This is a genomic window from Kitasatospora sp. NPDC029312 (genome assembly GCF_055569215.1).
This window is the reverse complement of the sequence record NZ_JBVHXY010000003.1, coordinates 109,015-125,979: the sequence shown is the minus strand read 5'-3', so window position 1 is coordinate 125,979 and position 16,965 is coordinate 109,015. Positions and strand designations below refer to the sequence as shown.

14 protein-coding genes are annotated in these 16,965 nt (G+C 73.9%); 11 read left to right on the top strand and 3 right to left on the bottom strand.

Going from position 1 to position 16,965, the window contains the following annotated elements; translation table 11 throughout:
* Positions 1-10 precede the first annotated feature (10 nt).
* Positions 11-901 (top strand): succinate--CoA ligase subunit alpha, encoded by an 891-nt coding sequence (sucD, locus tag ACZ4WV_RS03540; protein WP_465742366.1) that lies wholly within the window; start codon positions 11-13, stop codon positions 899-901.
* Between the two features lie 107 nt (positions 902-1,008).
* On the opposite strand, the gene ACZ4WV_RS03535 is transcribed toward sucD, so the two are convergent.
* A complete protein-coding gene (locus ACZ4WV_RS03535) occupies positions 1,009-2,973 on the bottom strand; it encodes a sigma factor-like helix-turn-helix DNA-binding protein (RefSeq protein ID WP_465742365.1) in 1,965 nt (654 codons plus the stop codon).
* 132 nt (positions 2,974-3,105) lie between these two features.
* Between ACZ4WV_RS03535 and ACZ4WV_RS03530 the strand changes: the two genes are divergently transcribed.
* Positions 3,106-4,545: a cell division protein PerM gene (locus ACZ4WV_RS03530; protein WP_465742363.1), complete on the top strand. Its 1,440-nt coding sequence runs from the start codon at positions 3,106-3,108 to the stop codon at positions 4,543-4,545.
* Between the two features lie 87 nt (positions 4,546-4,632).
* Here the strand turns inward: ACZ4WV_RS03530 and ACZ4WV_RS03525 are convergent, their stop codons facing one another.
* Entirely contained in the window at positions 4,633-5,280 is a 648-nt protein-coding gene (locus tag ACZ4WV_RS03525; protein ID WP_465742361.1) for a hypothetical protein, read from the bottom strand.
* 380 nt (positions 5,281-5,660) lie between these two features.
* Here ACZ4WV_RS03525 and purN point away from each other — a divergent pair, with 380 nt between their 5' ends.
* Positions 5,661-6,320, top strand: coding sequence for a phosphoribosylglycinamide formyltransferase (gene purN / locus ACZ4WV_RS03520; RefSeq protein WP_465742359.1), 660 nt, complete (start codon positions 5,661-5,663; stop codon positions 6,318-6,320).
* Positions 6,317-7,888, top strand: coding sequence for a bifunctional phosphoribosylaminoimidazolecarboxamide formyltransferase/IMP cyclohydrolase (gene purH, locus ACZ4WV_RS03515; protein WP_465742357.1), 1,572 nt, complete (start codon positions 6,317-6,319; stop codon positions 7,886-7,888). Before purN ends, purH begins: the two co-directional genes overlap by 4 nt.
* 79 nt (positions 7,889-7,967) lie before the next feature.
* Here the strand turns inward: purH and ACZ4WV_RS03510 are convergent, their stop codons facing one another.
* On the bottom strand, positions 7,968-8,570 hold the full coding sequence (locus ACZ4WV_RS03510) for a hypothetical protein (RefSeq protein ID WP_465742355.1): 603 nt from the start codon (positions 8,568-8,570) through the stop codon (positions 7,968-7,970).
* A 483-nt stretch (positions 8,571-9,053) separates the two neighbouring features.
* Between ACZ4WV_RS03510 and ACZ4WV_RS03505 the strand changes: the two genes are divergently transcribed.
* From ACZ4WV_RS03505 to ACZ4WV_RS03475, 7 genes are all read left to right on the top strand, one after another.
* A complete protein-coding gene (locus tag ACZ4WV_RS03505; RefSeq protein WP_465742353.1) occupies positions 9,054-9,908 on the top strand; it encodes a bifunctional methylenetetrahydrofolate dehydrogenase/methenyltetrahydrofolate cyclohydrolase in 855 nt (284 codons plus the stop codon).
* Between the two features lie 19 nt (positions 9,909-9,927).
* A complete protein-coding gene (locus ACZ4WV_RS03500) occupies positions 9,928-10,353 on the top strand; it encodes a DUF3017 domain-containing protein (RefSeq protein ID WP_465742351.1) in 426 nt (141 codons plus the stop codon).
* Between the two features lie 259 nt (positions 10,354-10,612).
* Positions 10,613-11,605 carry a malate dehydrogenase gene (locus ACZ4WV_RS03495; protein WP_465742349.1) on the top strand — a complete coding sequence of 331 codons (993 nt, stop codon included), beginning with the start codon at positions 10,613-10,615 and terminating at the stop codon, positions 11,603-11,605.
* Positions 11,606-11,717: 112 nt separating this feature from the next.
* A complete protein-coding gene (locus tag ACZ4WV_RS03490) occupies positions 11,718-13,043 on the top strand; it encodes a hemolysin family protein (protein ID WP_465742347.1) in 1,326 nt (441 codons plus the stop codon).
* A 30-nt stretch (positions 13,044-13,073) separates the two neighbouring features.
* Entirely contained in the window at positions 13,074-14,114 is a 1,041-nt protein-coding gene (gene trpS, locus ACZ4WV_RS03485; RefSeq protein WP_465742345.1) for a tryptophan--tRNA ligase, read from the top strand.
* A gap of 62 nt (positions 14,115-14,176) precedes the next feature.
* The gene (locus ACZ4WV_RS03480; protein WP_465742343.1) at positions 14,177-14,665 is read left to right on the top strand and encodes a 2'-5' RNA ligase family protein; all 489 of its coding nucleotides are present in this window, start codon (positions 14,177-14,179) and stop codon (positions 14,663-14,665) included.
* A gap of 362 nt (positions 14,666-15,027) precedes the next feature.
* Complete coding sequence (locus ACZ4WV_RS03475) at positions 15,028-16,959, top strand: stealth conserved region 3 domain-containing protein (protein ID WP_465742341.1); 1,932 nt, start codon at positions 15,028-15,030, stop codon at positions 16,957-16,959.
* The last annotated feature ends 6 nt before the right edge of the window (positions 16,960-16,965 follow it).

Below are 16,965 nucleotides of genomic sequence, written 5' to 3'. Positions count from 1 at the left end.
CTTTCACACCATGGCTATCTTCCTTACCAAGGACAGCAAGGTCATCGTTCAGGGCATGACCGGCTCCGAGGGCATGAAGCACACCCGCCGCATGCTCGCCTCGGGCACCCAGATCGTCGGCGGTGTCAACCCGCGCAAGGCCGGCACCACGGTCGACGTCGACGGCACCGAGATCCCGGTGTTCGGCTCGGTCGCCGAGGCGATGGAGAAGACCGGTGCCGACGTCACCGTCGTCTTCGTCCCGCCGGCGTTCACCAAGGCCGCCGTGGTCGAGGCCATCGACGCCGAGATCGGTCTGGCCGTCGTCATCACCGAGGGCGTCCCGGTGCACGACACCGCCGCCTTCTGGGCCCACGCCGGCTCCAAGGGCAACAAGACCCGGATCATCGGCCCGAACTGCCCCGGCCTGATCAGCCCCGGACAGTCGAACGCCGGCATCATCCCGGCCGACATCACCAGCTCCGGCAAGATCGGTCTGGTCTCGAAGTCCGGCACCCTGACCTACCAGCTCATGTACGAGCTGCGCGACATCGGCTTCTCCTCGGCCGTGGGCATCGGCGGTGACCCGGTCATCGGCACCACCCACATCGACGCCCTCAAGGCGTTCCAGGAGGACCCGGAGACCGAGATCATCGTCATGATCGGTGAGATCGGTGGCGACGCCGAGGAGCGTGCCGCGGCCTTCATCAAGGAGAATGTGACCAAGCCGGTCGTCGGCTACGTCGCGGGCTTCACCGCCCCCGAGGGCAAGACCATGGGCCACGCCGGCGCCATCGTCTCCGGCTCCTCGGGCACCGCCCAGGCGAAGAAGGAGGCCCTCGAGGCCGCCGGTGTCAAGGTCGGCAAGACGCCGTCCGAGACCGCCCGCCTGGCCCGCGAGATCATCGCCGCCCAGGCCTGATCCCGCACCCGGCGCAGTGAGCGCCCCCGCCCTCCCGGGCGGGGGCGCTCGCCGTTTCGGCTCCGCCGTCACCTCCGTCGTCACTCCGTCGTCTCGGCTCCGCCGTTTCAGCGCTTCGGGCCGATCGTGCAGGGCAGCGGGGACCACAGCGGGCAGGCCTCCGGGCCCTGCCGGGGCGGTGGCGCCTGGACCACCGCCGAGGGCGGCAGCTCCCAGCGCGCGATCGCCTGCGGCTGCCGGTCCACCACCACCGCCTCCAGGCCGGGCGCCGGGCTGCACCACAGACTGGCGATGGCGTTCGGCGCCCCGCCCGGCAGCAGCGGCACCCCGGGCGGGGCGATCTCCGCGGTGGGGGCCGGTACGCACAGCGCGGGGGTCGGCTGCTCCCTCGGCTGGAACAGCGCCGCCGGGCGCAGCCCCGCCAGGGTCGCCAACGTGGCCCCGCCCACCGCGACCGTCAGCAGCGCCGCCGCGCCCGTCCGGCTCGCCGTCCACAGCCGGTGCTGGGCGCGCAGCACCGGGACCGGCGCGCGGTGCGGCTCCGGACACCCCCGCACCGCCGCCCGGTGCAGCAGCGCGCTCAGCCCGTCCGCGAAGCCGGGTGCCGTCGGGTCCGGCCCCACCAGGTCCGGCACCCACTGCGCCAGCGCCGCCCGGGCCGCCCAGACCCGCCCCTCGGCGGCCGCCCGGGTGGACTCCACCTCCACCGCGATCGCCGCCGCGGGAAGCCCCAGGCCGTCGTGCAGCACCAGTGCCCGCCGCTGCGGCCGGGTGAGCCGCCGCAGGGCCTTCAGCAGCGCCTTGTCCCGGTCGGTCAGCCGGTCGTGGTCCGGCAGCACCGCCTGCGTCTCGTCGGCCGGCCGCACCTTGATCCGCCGGTGCGGCAGCGCCCAGGCGTGCGCCCGCCGCGGGCCGCCCCGGTGCCACGGTGACAGCGCCAGCTCGCACGCCCGCACCCGCACCCACCCCTCCGGATCGTCCGACCGGACCACCTCGTCCCAGCCGCGCCGCGCCTCCCCGAACGCCCGCCGCACGCAGTGCACCGCCCGGTGCCGGCACGCGGTCAGCAGGAACACCTGCTGCGCCAGCCGGGTGTGCGCCTGCTCGTAGAGGTCGTCGAAGCTCGCCGTGGGTTCCTCCGAGAGGTCCCGCCCGCTCCCGGCCTCGGTGAGCGCCAGCTCGATGCGCTCCCTGCGGTCGGCGGCGGGCGCCGGGGCGCCCCGGAGGGGCGGAGGAGCGCTGCCGCGCTCGAGGCGCGCTGCCGTCGTCTCCGTCCGCGGCGCGGGCGTCTGCCGCTCCGGGGCGGCGGGCGCGGTGGGCGCGTCCTGCCGGGCGGTGGGCCGGGGCCGCTGCTCGCGGACGGTCGGAGCGGGGGAGACCGACGGGTGTGCGGCCGCGCGCTGTTCCTCGGCCGTGCCCGTGCCGGTTTCCGTGCCCGTGTCCGCTTCCGTGTCTGCACCGGTTTCGGTGTCCGTCGACGGAGTCGGGGCCGTATCCGGGGGCGTCCTGTGTGCCGCATCACCCCGAGCGGCCGCCCGGCCCTCGCTGCCGGGGGCCTTCGGCTCCTTGGCCTCCGCCGTACGGGCCCGCGCCGGCTGGCCCGGTCGGCCCGCGGCCGGCCCGGGTGGCGGCTCCGGGGACGCCGCCGGCCCGGAGGACGCGCGGCCGTCCGGCTCTCGCCCGGTGCCGACGGCGGGGGACCGGTGGTCCCGGCCGTTCCCGCCGGGTCCGTCGGTGGTCGGGTTGCCGATCGCGGTCGGGTCCGCCGTCATGCCGCCGTGTTCTCCCGTGGCGGTGGGGGCCGCTCGCAGGCCGGCGGGCGGATCCGGGGGCCGTCGGTCCGGCCCGGCGGGGGGTGCGGTCCTGATGAGGGCGACGGCGGCGGATTCGGTGGGGCAGCCGAGCTTGCGCATGGCGCGGTGGAGGTAGTTGCGTGCGGTACTGGGGGTGACCCCGAGGACGGTGGCGGTGTGCTGGAGGTCGTGACCGGCGGCGAGGTGGGTGATGGCCTGGGCCTCACGGGGTGTCAGTGTCCGCAGCGGATCGGTGGCGCGGGTGGGGGGCGTGGTCATCAGACGCTCCGGGCCGGGGCTCCGGCGGCTGGGGGGCAGGGTCTGAAAAGGCGCATAAGCCAATAATCTGGGACACGGCGGCGGTTTGCCGCTTCACGGAGCATGGCGAGTCGCCTTGGCAGCATGAGCCCCATGACACAGCTGATGGGCCGTCCGATCCTGGAAGCGCCTGGCGATTGGGGCGGACGCCCTGTGCTGGCCGACCTGTTGACGGGGGTGCGGACGGCGCTGGTCGGTCTCGCGGTGGTCACCGTACCGGTGGTCGGGCTCTGGATCGTGACACCGTACGCCGACTCGGGCGCGGCGGGTGCCACCCGGTTGGCGGGCACTCTCTGGTTGCTCGGGCACGGCGCGCCGGTGCTGCGCGGGGACGGGGACGCCCCGCTGACCGTCACTCCGCTGCTGCTCGCCGCCCTGGCGGTGGTGCGGCTGTACCGGGCGGGCGCCGCAGTGGTGGCCCGGCGCGGACTGCGGTCGTCCTGGAGCGGTCCGCTGTCGCTGTGGTCGGGCTACTGCGCGGTGGCGGTCGCGGTGGCGCTGCACTGTGCGGGCACCGGCCCGTTCCGCAGCCGGGTGCTGCCGGACCTGCTGGCGGTCGGCCTGCTCGCCGGGCTGGCGGTCGCCGCGGGGGTCCGCTCGGCGCGGCCCGGTCCGGCCGTGGGCCGGCCCCTGCTCGACCGGCTGCCCCCGGGCTGGCGGCCGACCGGCGGCACGGCCGCGGTGCGGCGCTCGGCCTGGGCGGCGGGGGCGGGGCTGGTCGCGGTGGGCGGGGCGCTGGTGGCGGTGGCGGCGGCGCTGGACGCGGTGACCGGTGGCGGGCGCGGGATGGCGCTGCTCAGGGGCGGCCCCGCCGCCCTGCTCGGGCTGCTGCTGCTCACCGTGGTGCTGCTGCCGAACGCCGTGCTGTGGGGTGCGGCGTACGCGCTGGGCCCGGGGTTCGCGGTGGGCGCCGGCACGCTGGTGTCGCCGGGCGGCACGGAGCTCGGCCGGGTGCCGGAGTTCCCCCTGTTCGCCCTGCTGCCCGAGGAGGGCCCGGGCGGCTGGCGGTTGGCGGCGTTGGCGCTGCCGCTGCTGGTGGGGCTGGTGCCCGCGGTCCTGCTGGGCCGCGCGGCGGCCGGACGGCCCTTCCCGGGCGGGCGCACCGGCGGTGAGGGGCGACGTGACGGGCGCGCTGGGGGAGACGGGCGCGGTGACGGTGACGGGCACGGGGCGCCCTGGCCGCCGGCCGCGACGGTGACGGCGGCGCTGGCGGCCGCGCTGCTGCTCGGCGCCGGCGCGGCGGTACTGGGCTGGCTGTCGGGCGGGGCGTTGTCGGGCGGCCGGATGGCCTGGCTGGGTCCGGTGCCGTGGTGGACCGGCCTGGCTGCGGCGGGCTGGCTCGCGCTGGTCGCCGTTCCGGGGGCCCTGCTGGTGCGCCACCGCGCGGTCGGCCCGGCGGCCCACCGGACCCCGGCGGCCGCCCCGGGCGCGTGCGCCCGGCTCTCGGTACCGGCGCGCCGGAGCGCACTGCGGCTGCGCGCCGGTACGTACGCCCTGGTGCTACGCCTGTCGGAGCCGGGCCCCACCGGCTGAACCCGCCGCCGCCGCCCGCCCGTCGCCGCCCAGCCCGTCGCCCCCTCAGCGCGGGGCCACACACCGGGAGGCCACTCGGCCCGTCGCCTACTCGGCGTTGCCGGTGAAGTCCACGTACCACTGCGGCGCGTACCGGTCGCAGTTCTCGGCACCGACGGTGGTCAGCGAGTCCCGGACGCAGGTCGCGTAGTCCTGGTAGTAGACGCCGAGCCCCATCATCAGGCCGACCATCGCGACGGTCATCGCGCCGGTCAGGATCCCGGCGAGCGCGGCGGGGGTGAGCGGGTTCGGCGCCCGGGTGAGCGGGTTCGGCGCCGGGGCCCCGGGGACCGTCCCGGCCGGGGTGCCGCCGGGCGCCGGCTGCTTGGCCCGCAGTGCGCTGACGCCCCAGTAGATCGCGAGCAGCGCGGCCAGCAGCGCGACCCAGGGGAACTCCGCGAACAGGCAGAGCAGCGCGAAGGGCCCGGCCAGCGCGGCGTTGCGGGCCCGGCGGTGGGCCGGGTTGGCCGGGTCGAGCCGGGGCGGCTGCGGGGCGGGCGGGCGCTGGCCGGGGCGGCCGTCGCCGAGGCCCTGGCCCCATGGCGGCGGCAGCTGGGGGCGGTCGCCGCCCTGGCCGCCGTTGCCCTCGGGGCCCTGACCGGGCCAGCCGCCGCGCGGCTGCCACGGCTGGTCCGGGGCGTCCGCCGGCGGCGGCGCGAAGGGGTTGTGCTCGCCGTTGTCGTCGCCGCTGCTCATCGGTTCAGCCATTCCTTCTCGGTCGGGGCCCGGGCGGAGGGTCTCGGGTCGGAGCGGTCTCCGCGTCCCCCCATGATCCCGCAGTCGTTCGAGCGCCCGGCGGGGGCCCGCGCCTGGGGCCGCGGAGGCCCGCGCCCGGGGTGCACCGGGCCCGCGAGGAGATCCCCGTCTCAACTACGCGCGTAGCGCCGCCTGGAGCGTGTGGAGGCCATCCGACCAGCCGTTATCGTGGTGACGGTCAGCAGCTCACATCGGTTCCCGGGGGTCCGCGTCGCGGCGGGTTCCCCTGGTGTTCCCCTTCGCTCGACCTGCCGTTCGTAGTGGCCCCACCGCCGGTGGACGTACCAGCGGACGGCGCCCGACCTACGGAGAATCGCGCAGTGGCCGCCGCCCCCGCCCAGCTCTTCCCGCCCCGCACGCCCGGACCGGCCCGCCTGGTGGTGCTGGTCTCCGGCTCCGGCACCAATCTGCAGGCGCTGATCGAGGCCGTCGCCGACCCCTCCTACGGCGCCGAGATCGTCGCCGTGGGCGCCGACCGGGACGGGATCGCCGGCCTGGAGCGCGCCGGGAAGGCCGGTCTGCCGACCTTCGTCCACCGGGTGAAGGACTTCCCGGACCGCGCCGAGTGGGACCGCGCGCTGACCGCCTCCGTCGCCGCGTACCAGCCGGACCTGGTGGTCACGGCCGGCTTCATGAAGATCCTCGGCCCCGGGTTCCTGGCGACCTTCGCCGGGCGGATCGTCAACACCCACCCCGCGCTGCTGCCCGCCTTCCCCGGCGCCCACGGCGTCCGCGACGCGCTCGCGTACGGGGTGAAGGTCACCGGCTGCACCGTCCACCTGGTCGACGCCGGGGTGGACACCGGGCCGATCATCGCGCAGGGCGTCGTCGAGGTCGCCGACGCCGACCACGCCGATGGCGGCGACGCGCTGCACGAGCGCATCAAGACTGTCGAGCGCAAGCTGCTCGTCGACGTCGTGGGCCGGCTGGCCCGCGAAGGTCACCGCATCGAGGACCGAAAGGTATGGATTCCGGCATGAGCTCCACCACGCCGCCCGTTTCGGAGAACATCCGTCCGATCCGTCGCGCGCTGATCAGCGTGTACGACAAGACCGGTCTGGAGGAGCTGGCCCAGGGCCTGCACGCCGCCGGGGTCGCCATCGTCTCCACCGGCTCCACCGCCGGCCGGATCGCCGCCGCCGGTGTCCCGGTGACCGAGGTCTCCGAGCTGACCGGCTTCCCGGAGTGCCTGGACGGCCGCGTGAAGACGCTGCACCCCCGGGTGCACGCCGGCGTGCTGGCCGACCTCCGGCTGGAGTCGCACCGCGCGCAGCTGGCCGAACTGGGCGTCGAGCCCTTCGACCTGGTCGTGGTCAACCTCTACCCGTTCAAGGCCACCGTCGCCTCCGGCGCCACCCCGGACGAGTGCGTCGAGCAGATCGACATCGGCGGCCCGAGCATGGTCCGCGCCGCCGCCAAGAACCACCCCTCGGTGGCCGTCGTGGTCGACCCGGCCCGCTACGCCGACGTGCTGAAGGCCGTTCAGGAAGGCGGCTTCGACCTGGCCACCCGCAAGCGCCTGGCCGGTGCCGCGTTCGCCCACACCGCCGCCTACGACGTGGCCGTCGCCTCCTGGTTCGAGGCCGGCTACGCCCCGAGCGACGAGCGCTTCCCCGAGTTCCTTGGCGGCACCTGGGAGCGGCAGGACGTGCTGCGCTACGGCGAGAACCCGCACCAGGGCGCCGCGCTGTACAGCGACGGCACGGGCGGCCTGGCCGGCGCGCGGCAGCTGCACGGCAAGGAGATGTCGTACAACAACTACGTCGACACCGACGCCGCCCGCCGCGCCGCGTACGACCACGCGGAGCCGGCCGTGGCGATCATCAAGCACGCCAACCCGTGCGGCATCGCGACCGGCGCCGACGTCGTCGAGGCGCACCGCAAGGCGCACGAGTGCGACCCGGTCTCCGCGTACGGCGGCGTGATCGCGGTCAACCGCCTGGTCACCGTCGAGCTGGCCGAGCAGATCGCCCCGATCTTCACCGAGGTCGTCGTGGCCCCCGGCTACGAGGAGGGCGCGGTCGAGGTGCTGGCCCGCAAGAAGAACCTGCGGGTGCTGCTCGCCCCGGAGGCCCCGGCCAACCGCCAGGAGGTCCGCCCGATCTCCGGCGGCGTGCTGCTCCAGGACGCCGACCGGCTGCAGGCCGAGGGTGACGACCCGGCGAACTGGACGCTGGCCAGCGGCGAAGCGCTCCCCGAGGCCGAGCTGGCCGAGCTGGCCTTCGCCTGGCGGGCCTGCCGGGCCGTCAAGTCCAACGCCATCCTGCTGGCCAAGGACGGTGCCTCGGTCGGCGTCGGCATGGGCCAGGTCAACCGGGTCGACTCCTGCAAGCTCGCGGTCGAGCGGGCCGGCGAGCGGGCCGCGGGCTCGTACGCGGCCTCGGACGCCTTCTTCCCGTTCCCGGACGGCCCGGAGATCCTGATCGCCGCGGGCGTGAAGGCGATCGTGCAGCCGGGCGGTTCGATCCGCGACGAGCAGGTCGTCGAGGCGGCCGCCAAGGCGGGCGTGACGATGTACTTCACCGGCGCGCGGCACTTCTTCCACTGATTCCACCGAGTGGCACGAAGCGGCCCGGCCCCCTCCGAGGAGGGAGCCGGGCCGCTTCGCCGTGGTCCGTGCCGTCCGGTCAGTACCGCGGGCGGTTGAACCAGTTGACGCCGTCCCGGACGCACATCGCGGTGATCCATATGATGCTGATCGCCAGCCACAGGAAGGCCATCACCAGGCCCACGGCGGTGCCGGCGGAGATGGCGCCCAGCAGGATCAGCAGGCCGACCAGGCCGCCGAGCGAGCCGTACACGATGGTGGTGACCCGGACGGTGTTGCCGCCCTTGCCGAACTTCGCGCCGAGCGTGATGGAGAGCGCGGCGAAGAGCGCGAACAGGACGGCGACGATGATGATCACGCTGGCGGCGGCGTCGCCCATCGCGGTGAACGGGTTGTCGCTGGTCGTGTGCTTGATGCTGTTGGTGGCGTCCTTGGCGGCAGCCCCGATGATCAGGTAGATGACCGCGAGGACCGTCTGCACGCCGCCCACGATGAACAGCAGCACCCGGGCCGTCATCACCAGGCCCGGCATGGTCTGCGGAACGGCCGGCGGGTAGCCGTAGGCCGGCGCGGCCGGCGGGTAGCCGTACCCCGGGGCGGGCGGCGGGGCCTGCTGCGGGTAGCCGTAGCCCGGCGCGGGCGGCTGGCCGTACGGGTTGTTCGGGTCGGGCGGGTACGTCATGGATGCCTCCGGGCAGTTGCGGGACGCGGGGACGGGACGGCGGAGGACCCGGTTGCGGCCGGCGAGTCGGGTCGACGACGGAACGGGACGGTATCGGAGCACAGTGACAGCCCGGCGGCGGTGACGGGCGCGGGCCGGCTCAGCAGTGAGACGAGGAACGGGCGAGCGCGGGCCGGGACGGGCGCGGCACGGCGAGGACGGCGCCGTGGCGGTCGGGCGGCTGCTCGGTCTGCTGTGGTCGGATCACTGGCTCTTTCCCCCGGGTACGCCCCCGCCGTGGGATCCGTCGGCCCGTCACCGGGCCGGGTCGCGGCAGGGGATGCCCGCATATCGTCGTCCGGACGGCAGTACCGTGTCCAGCCGGTTCCACGGGCCGGGCCAAGACTGTGGCGCAACCGCAATGTGGTGCGGACCTTCCGTACCCGTCCGGTCGCCGCAGCGGCCCCGGTACGGAGGCCGGTCGCGATCCGGGAGAATGGGGTCATGACTGCCCAGATTCTCGATGGCAAGGCCACCGCCGCCGCGATCAAGTCCGAACTCGCCGCCCGCGTGGCGGTCCTCAAGGCGAAGGGCGTCACGCCCGGCCTCGGCACCGTCCTGGTCGGCGACGACCCGGGCAGCCGCTGGTACGTCAACGGGAAGCACAAGGACTGCGCCGAGGTCGGCATCGCCTCGATCCAGCGCGAGCTGCCCGCCACGGCGACCCAGGAGGACGTCGAGAACGTCGTCCGCGAGCTCAACGCCGACCCGTCCTGCACCGGCTACATCGTGCAGCTGCCGCTGCCCAAGGGCCTGGACCAGAACCCCGTCCTGGAGCTGATGGACCCGGACAAGGACGCCGACGGCCTGCACCCGACCTCGCTGGGCCGGCTCGCCCTGGGCATCGAGGGCCCGCTGCCGTGCACCCCGCTGGGCATCGTCGAGCTGCTGCGCCGCCACGACGTCGAGATCGACGGCGCCGAGGTGGTCGTGGTCGGCCGCGGCATCACCGTCGGCCGCTCGATCGGCCTGCTGCTGACCCGCCGCAGCGAGAACGCCACCGTGACCCTGTGCCACACCGGCACCCGCGACCTCGGCGCGCACCTGCGCAAGGCCGACATCATCGTGGCCGCCGCGGGCGTGCCGCACCTGGTCAAGCCGGAGGACGTCAAGCCGGGCGCGGCGGTGCTGGACGTGGGCGTCAGCCGCAGCGAGGGCAAGATCGTCGGCGACGTGCACCCGGGCGTGGCCGAGGTGGCCGGCTGGATCTCGCCGAACCCCGGCGGCGTGGGCCCGATGACCCGCGCGATGCTCCTCAACAACATCGTCGAGGCGGCCGAGCGCCGCTCCGGCGTCTGACCCCGGAGGGACGGCGAGCATGACTGAACCGCGACCGGCGCGGTCCCGGCGCAGGCCGGTCAAGACCACCGGAACCCTGCCGCCCGAGGGCGCGGCCCCGGCCCTCGGGCGCGACCACGCCCTGCCGGTCCGGCAGTGGCCGATAACGCTGGTCCTGTCGGTGGTCGGTGCCGGTCTCGCGGTCACCTGGTTCGCCGACTTCAAGGACGGCTTCAAGTACGGGCTGCTGATCCTCGGCACCGGGGTGCTGCTCGGCGCCGTGCTGCGGCTGGTGCTGCCCGAGGTCGGGATGCTGGCGGTGCGCAGCCGCTTCACCGACGTGCTCGTGCTGGCCTTCCTGGGCGCCTCGATCGTGCTGCTGACCCTGGTGGCGCAGCCGAACCCGTGGCTGGAGATCCCGCTGCTCGACAACATCGGCCAGTTGATCGGCCGGCCCAAGCACTGAGCCCGCGCGCGCCCGCGGCCCCGTCCGGTGATCCGGCCCGGGCCGCGGGCGCGTTCCGTTCCGGTCGCGGCGGGGCGATCGTGCGCCCCCGTCCCCGTTTCCGGGGAGCGGGGTTCTGTGACGCATCAGCCACGCCCGCACACGCGGCGTACGCTTCCCTTTGCGATAACCTGACGCCGGTCTCTCGACGTCGAGAGATCATCCTGGCTCCAGTGCCGGTGTGCCTGGGGCACCTGGCGATTTGCTGGAGAAGGTAGAAATGACCCGCACCCCCGTCAACGTCACCATCACCGGAGCCGCCGGCCAGATCGGCTACGCGCTGCTCTTCCGCATCGCCTCGGGCCACCTGCTCGGTGCCGACGTGCCGGTGAACCTGCGCCTCCTGGAGATCCCGCAGGGCCTCAAGGCCGCCGAGGGCACCGCGATGGAGCTCGTCGACTGCGCCTTCCCGCTGCTGCGGGACATCACGATCACCGACAACCCGAACGAGGCCTTCGACGGCGCCAACGTCGCGCTGCTGGTTGGCGCCCGTCCGCGCACCGCCGGCATGGAGCGCGGCGACCTGCTGCAGGCCAACGGCGGCATCTTCGGCCCGCAGGGCAAGGCCATCAACGACCACGCCGCGGACGACATCAAGGTCCTGGTCGTCGGCAACCCGGCCAACACCAACGCCCTGATCGCCCAGCGCAACGCCCCGGACGTCCCGGCCGAGCGCTTCACCGCGATGACCCGCCTGGACCACAACCGCGCCGTCGGCCAGCTGTCGGCCAAGACCGGCGCCCTGGTCTCGGACATCAAGCGCGTCACCATCTGGGGCAACCACTCCGCCACCCAGTACCCGGACATCTTCCAGGCCGAGGTCGCCGGCAAGCCGGCCTTCGAGGCCGTCGGCAGCGACCAGGCCTGGCTGGAGAACGACTTCATCCCGACCGTCGCCAAGCGCGGCGCCGCCATCATCGACGCCCGCGGCGCCTCCTCGGCCGCCTCGGCCGCCAACGCCGCCATCGACCACGTGTACACCTGGGTCAACGGCACCGCCGAGGGCGACTGGACTTCCATGGGTGTCGTCTCCGACGGCTCCTACGGCGTTCCGCAGGGCTTGATCTCCTCCTTCCCGGTCACCACCAAGGACGGCAAGTTCGAGATCGTCCAGGGCCTGGAGATCTCCGACTTCTCCCGCGGCCGCATCGACGCCTCGGTCAAGGAGCTGACCGAGGAGCGCGACGCGGTCCAGGAGCTCGGCCTCATCTGAGCCCCGCCCGCCCGGTCCGTTCCGGCGGCCCGCCCCCTTCCGCGACCGGGAGGCGGCGGGCCGCCGCCGTGTCCGGCGTCTCGTCCGCACCGGCCACCTACACTGGCCCGCTGTGAACGAAACACTCGGGGACGCCGCGCTCGTCCTCGTCTTCATCCTGCTGGGCGGACTGTTCAACGTCGCCGAGATCTCCCTGATCTCGCTGCGCGAGGGCCAGATCCGGGCGCTGGAGGGGCAGGGCACCCGTCGCTCGGCCCGCGCCGCGCACCTGGCCGCCGACCCGAACCGCTTCCTGGCCGCCGTCCAGGTCGGCGTGACCTGCATGGGCTTCCTGTCCGCCGCCTTCGGCGCCGACACCCTGTCCGGCAAGGTCGCCCCGCTGTTCGTCCGGGCCGGGCTGTCCGATGGCGTGGCCGACGCGGTCGCCCTGGTCGGCCTCACCCTGGTGATCAGCTACGTCTCGCTGGTGCTCGGCGAGCTCACCCCCAAGCGGATCGGCCTGCAGCGCGCCGAGTCCATCGCGGTGGTCGCCGCCCCCGTGGTGGACGTGATGTCCGTGGCGCTGCGTCCGGCGATCTGGCTGCTCGGCCACTCCACCAATCTGATGGTCCGGCTGCTCGGCAGCGACCCGGCGGCCGGGCGCGGCTCGATGAGCTCCGAGGAGCTCCGCGGCCTGGTCGCGGCCAACACCGAACTGGGCAGCGATGAACGGGCGTTGATCGCCGACGTGTTCGCCGCCGGGGAGCGCCAGCTGCGCGAGGTGATGGTCCCGCGCACGGAGGTGACCTTCCTCGACGCCGAGCGCCCGCTGAACGCGGTACGGCACCAGGCCGAGACCTCGCCGCACTCGCGCTACCCGGTGGTCGAGGGCAGCGCCGACGCCGTGGTCGGCTTCGTCCACGTCCGGGACCTCTACGGCGCCCGCGGCGAGCAGGCCGTCAAGGTCCGCGACCTCGCCCGTCCGGTCAAGCTGCTCCCCGGCACCAAGCGGGTGCTGGAGGCGATGGGCGAGATGCGCCGGGAGGGCCACCACCTGGCCATCGTGGTCGACGAGTACGGCGGCACCGCCGGGATCGTCACCCTGGAGGACCTCGTCGAAGAGGTGGTCGGGGAGATCCGGGACGAGTACGACCGGCCGGAGACGGCCACCACCCGCCGGCTGGCCGGCGGCGGCATCGAACTGGACGGCCTGCTCAACCTCGGCGACTTCGAGGAGGAGACCGGCGTCACCCTGCCCGAGGGCCCGTACGAGACGGTGGCCGGCTGCCTGGTCGCCTCGCTCGGCCGGCTGCCCAGGGACGGCGACCAGGCCCGCGTCCCGCTCCGCGGGGGCGGAGCGGTGCTGCTGACGGTGGCCAAGGTGGAGGGCCGGCGGATCGCCCGGGTGAGGGTGAGTGCCGTCACACCGGCCGAGCCCGCGGGGGCGGAGGTTTCCTGAGCGACCGGTGGAACTGGAACAATGGCCCGCATGGTCAACGCAGCGGTCACTGGTCCGGTCAAGGACCGTCCCCGGGTGCTCTCCGGCATCCAGCCCACCTCCGGTTCGTTCCACCTCGGCAACTACCTGGGCGCGGTGCGCCAGTGGGTCGACCTGCAGAAGGACAACGACGCCTTCTACATGGTCGTCGACCTGCACGCGATCACCGTCCCCCAGGACCCGGTGACCCTGCGCCAGAACACCCGCGTCTCCGCCGCCCAGCTGCTCGGCGCCGGTCTGGACCCGGAGCACTGCACCCTGTTCGTCCAGTCGCACGTGCCCGAGCACGCGCAGCTCGCCTGGGTGATGAACTGCCTCACCGGCTTCGGCGAGGCCTCCCGGATGACCCAGTTCAAGGACAAGTCCTCCCGGTACGGCGCCGACAGCACCACCGTCGGCCTGTTCACCTACCCGATCCTGCAGATCGCGGACATCCTGCTCTACCAGGCCGACGCCGTCCCGGTCGGTGAGGACCAGCGCCAGCACGTGGAGATCACCCGCGACATCGCGGAGCGGTTCAACTCGCGCTACGCCCCGACGTTCACGATCCCGAAGCCGTACATCCTCAAGGAGACGGCGAAGATCCAGGACCTGCAGGACCCCGCCGTCAAGATGAGCAAGTCGGCGTCCTCGCCCAAGGGCCTGGTCAGCCTGCTGGACGACCCGAAGGCCAGCGCCAAGAAGTTCAAGAGCGCGGTGACCGACGCCGGCACCGTCGTCTCCTACGACGAGGAGCAGAAGCCGGGCGTCTCCAACCTGCTGCGCATCCACTCCGCGCTCAGCGGCCAGTCCGTCGAGCAGCTGGTCGCGCACTTCGAGGGCAAGATGTACGGCGCCCTCAAGACCGAGCTGGCCGAGCTGTTCACCGAGTGGGTCACTCCCTTCCAGGAGCGCACCCGCAGCTTCCTGGACGACCCGGCCGAGCTGGACCGGGTGCTCGCGATCGGTGCCGAGAAGGCCCGCGCGGTGGCCTCCGAGACGCTGGCGACGGTGTACGACCGGATCGGCTTCCTCCCGGCCGCCAAGCGGTGACTCCCCTCACACGCCTGCCCGGTGGTGACGACCTCCCGGAGGTCGTCACCATCGGTGTGTCCGTGAGCGTGCCGGACCCGTACGGGACGCTGATCCAGGACACCCGGGCCGGGCACGGCGACCCGCAGGCACGCTCGATACCGACGCACGTCACGCTGCTGCCGCCGACCGAGGTGCCGGCCGAGGCGCTGCCGAAGATCGAGGAGCACCTCGCGGCGGTGGCGGCAGCGCACCGGCCGTTCCGGATGCTGCTGCGCGGCGGCGGCACCTTCCGCCCGGTCTCCCCGGTGGTGTTCGTCCGGGTCGAGGAGGGCGCGCAGGAGTGCCGGCTGCTGGAGGCGGACGTCCGCTCCGGCCCGCTGGCCCGCGAGTTGGCCTTCCCGTACCACCCGCACGTGACTGTCGCGCACGGCCTGCCGGACGACGTCCTGGACCAGGCGTACGAGCAGGCGCGCGGCTTCCGGGCCTCCTTCACCGTCCCGGGCTTCTCTCTCTCCCGCTTCGACGCGGACGAGGTCTGGCGGCCCTGGCGCGGCTACGCGTTCTCCTGAACCGGCCTGGCGTCAGCCGGCTTCCTCGGTTTCGCTTCCCGTGGTGGTGGGGGCCTTTCTCTCATCGTCTTCTGACCTGTCACCGGCTTGTTCTTTCAGCTTTCCGTGAGGATATGGAGCTCAGCCGCGCTCCATTTCCGTCGGATCAAACGATCACCTGTGCGGCTTTCCGCATCGGCGTCGAATGAATGTATGACAGTGATATCGCGGCTTGGAGGAAGGGGCGGTTCGCCGCATACGATCTGCGGATGACATCTGGATCTCCGGACTCATCCCGATCGGAAAGACCCGGTCATCGAACCGACTTTCGGGCATTCCGGCGCCATTCCCCCCGGCAACCGTCCCCACGGGAGCGATAATCCGTGTCCATCGGCCGGACCACCCTCTCCGCCGCCGTCCGCCTGCCGGCCGCCTGGGTGCGCCGCCGCTGGTCATCCGGCGGCGGGCGGCCCGGATCCGCGCCGCCGGAGCCGGACCGGTCGGCGCAGCGGCGGGACGTCTCGGCGCTGGAGCGGCTGGAGCGGGCGCGGTACGCGCGCGAGGAGGAACTGCTCGGCTCGCTCCCCGGTGTCACCCGGTTCCGGGGCCGCATCGCCGAGTCGCGCCGGCACCTGCTGCCCGGCGCCCGTCGCGACGGCAACCTGGCCGAGGTGGCCGACGCGTTGGCGGTGCGCGGCATCGCGCACGGCATCGTGCCCGACCGGCATCCGCGGCACCGGCTGGCGATCGCCCCGGGCGTCCGGGCGGCGGTGCTGAAGGCCCTCGCCTCCGCCTTCGCCGGGCAAGCGGTCTACGCGGACCTGCTGGAGCACGGCCGCACTCTCGGCACCGTCCTGGCCGAGCAACTGCCCACTGCAGTGACTGAGTTGGAGGACCTCTGGGCTGCCGAGGCGAGCGGCTCCGGCCGGGCGGGCGCCGTCGACGAGCCGGTGGCGCCGGCGGACCGGGTGAAGGGCGTGCGGATCTATCGGCCGGCCGTGATCGACACCGTGCTGTACGGGCCCGAGGTGGGGTGCGACGTCGAGTTCTGGGACTCCGCCGCGCCCTCGGAGGGCGCGATCGCCTCGATCGGCGAAACCCCGTTCGGCTGGTGGGTGCCCTCGCTGGAGGCCACCGCGACCACGACCGTCGCCGACCGCGGCTATCCGCTGCTGGACGCCTTCGCCACCGTCCTGCCGGACCAGGTCCGCTTCCCGATCGACGTCGTGATCACCTGGGTCGACGACGGCGACCCCGCCTGGCAGGAACGCCGCGCCGCCGCTCGCGCCCGGGTGGCCCGCCACCCGGCCACGTCGACCCTGTCGCCCCTGTCGCCCCTGTCGGTCGGACCGGCCACGCCGGCCACGCCGATCGCGCCGATCGCGCCGGAGGACGGCATGGCCGCCAGCGGCATCGCGGGCGACGCCGACCAGCGCTTCCGCAACCGCGACGAGCTGCGGTACTGCCTGCGCGCACTCGCCTCGTACGCTCCGTGGATCCGCCGGACCTTCCTGATCACCGACGACCAGCTGCCGCACTGGCTGGACCCCACACGGCCCGGCCTGACCGTGATCTCGCACCGCGACCTGTTCGCGGGCACCGGTGCCGGACCGGTGTTCAACTCCCATGCCATCGAAACCCGGCTGCACCTGATCCCCGGGCTCGCCGAGCACTTCCTGTACGTCAATGACGACGTCTTCCTCGGCCGGGCACTGGTGCCCGAGGACTTCTTCCTCGGCAACGGAATGCCCCGGTACTTCCCTGACGACCGGACCATCCCGCCCGGCGAGCCCAAGCCCGGCGAATCGGTGTACGTCGCCGCCCAGAAGAACACCCGGGCCGCCCTGGCCGCCGCCATCGGGCGGACCTACCCACGCACGCTCAAGCACGCGCCGCACCCCCTGCGGCGCAGCGTGCTGGCGGAGAGCGCGGAGCGGTTCGCCGCCGAACTCCGCGGCACCGTCCACTCGCCGTTCCGCTCGGCCACCGACCTCGCGCCGGTCACCCTGGCCGTCCACTACGCCCATGCCACCGCCCGCGCGGTGGAGGGGCGCCTGTACGACGGATACTTCGTCACCGACAGCACCGAGGACCTCGCCCGGCTCGCGGCGCTGCACGAGGAGCGCTGGGCGGACTACTTCTGCCTGGCCGACGGCACCCGTGACCTGCTCTCCCCGGCGGAGCAGGAGGCAGCCGTGACCGCCTTCCTCAGGGCGTACTTCCCCGTCCCCTCGTCCTTCGAGAAGGCCGACGCGGAACCGGACGCCACGAGGCGCCCGGCGCGGTTCGCGCCGGGCGCCTCAGTGGGTGCCTGACCGGAC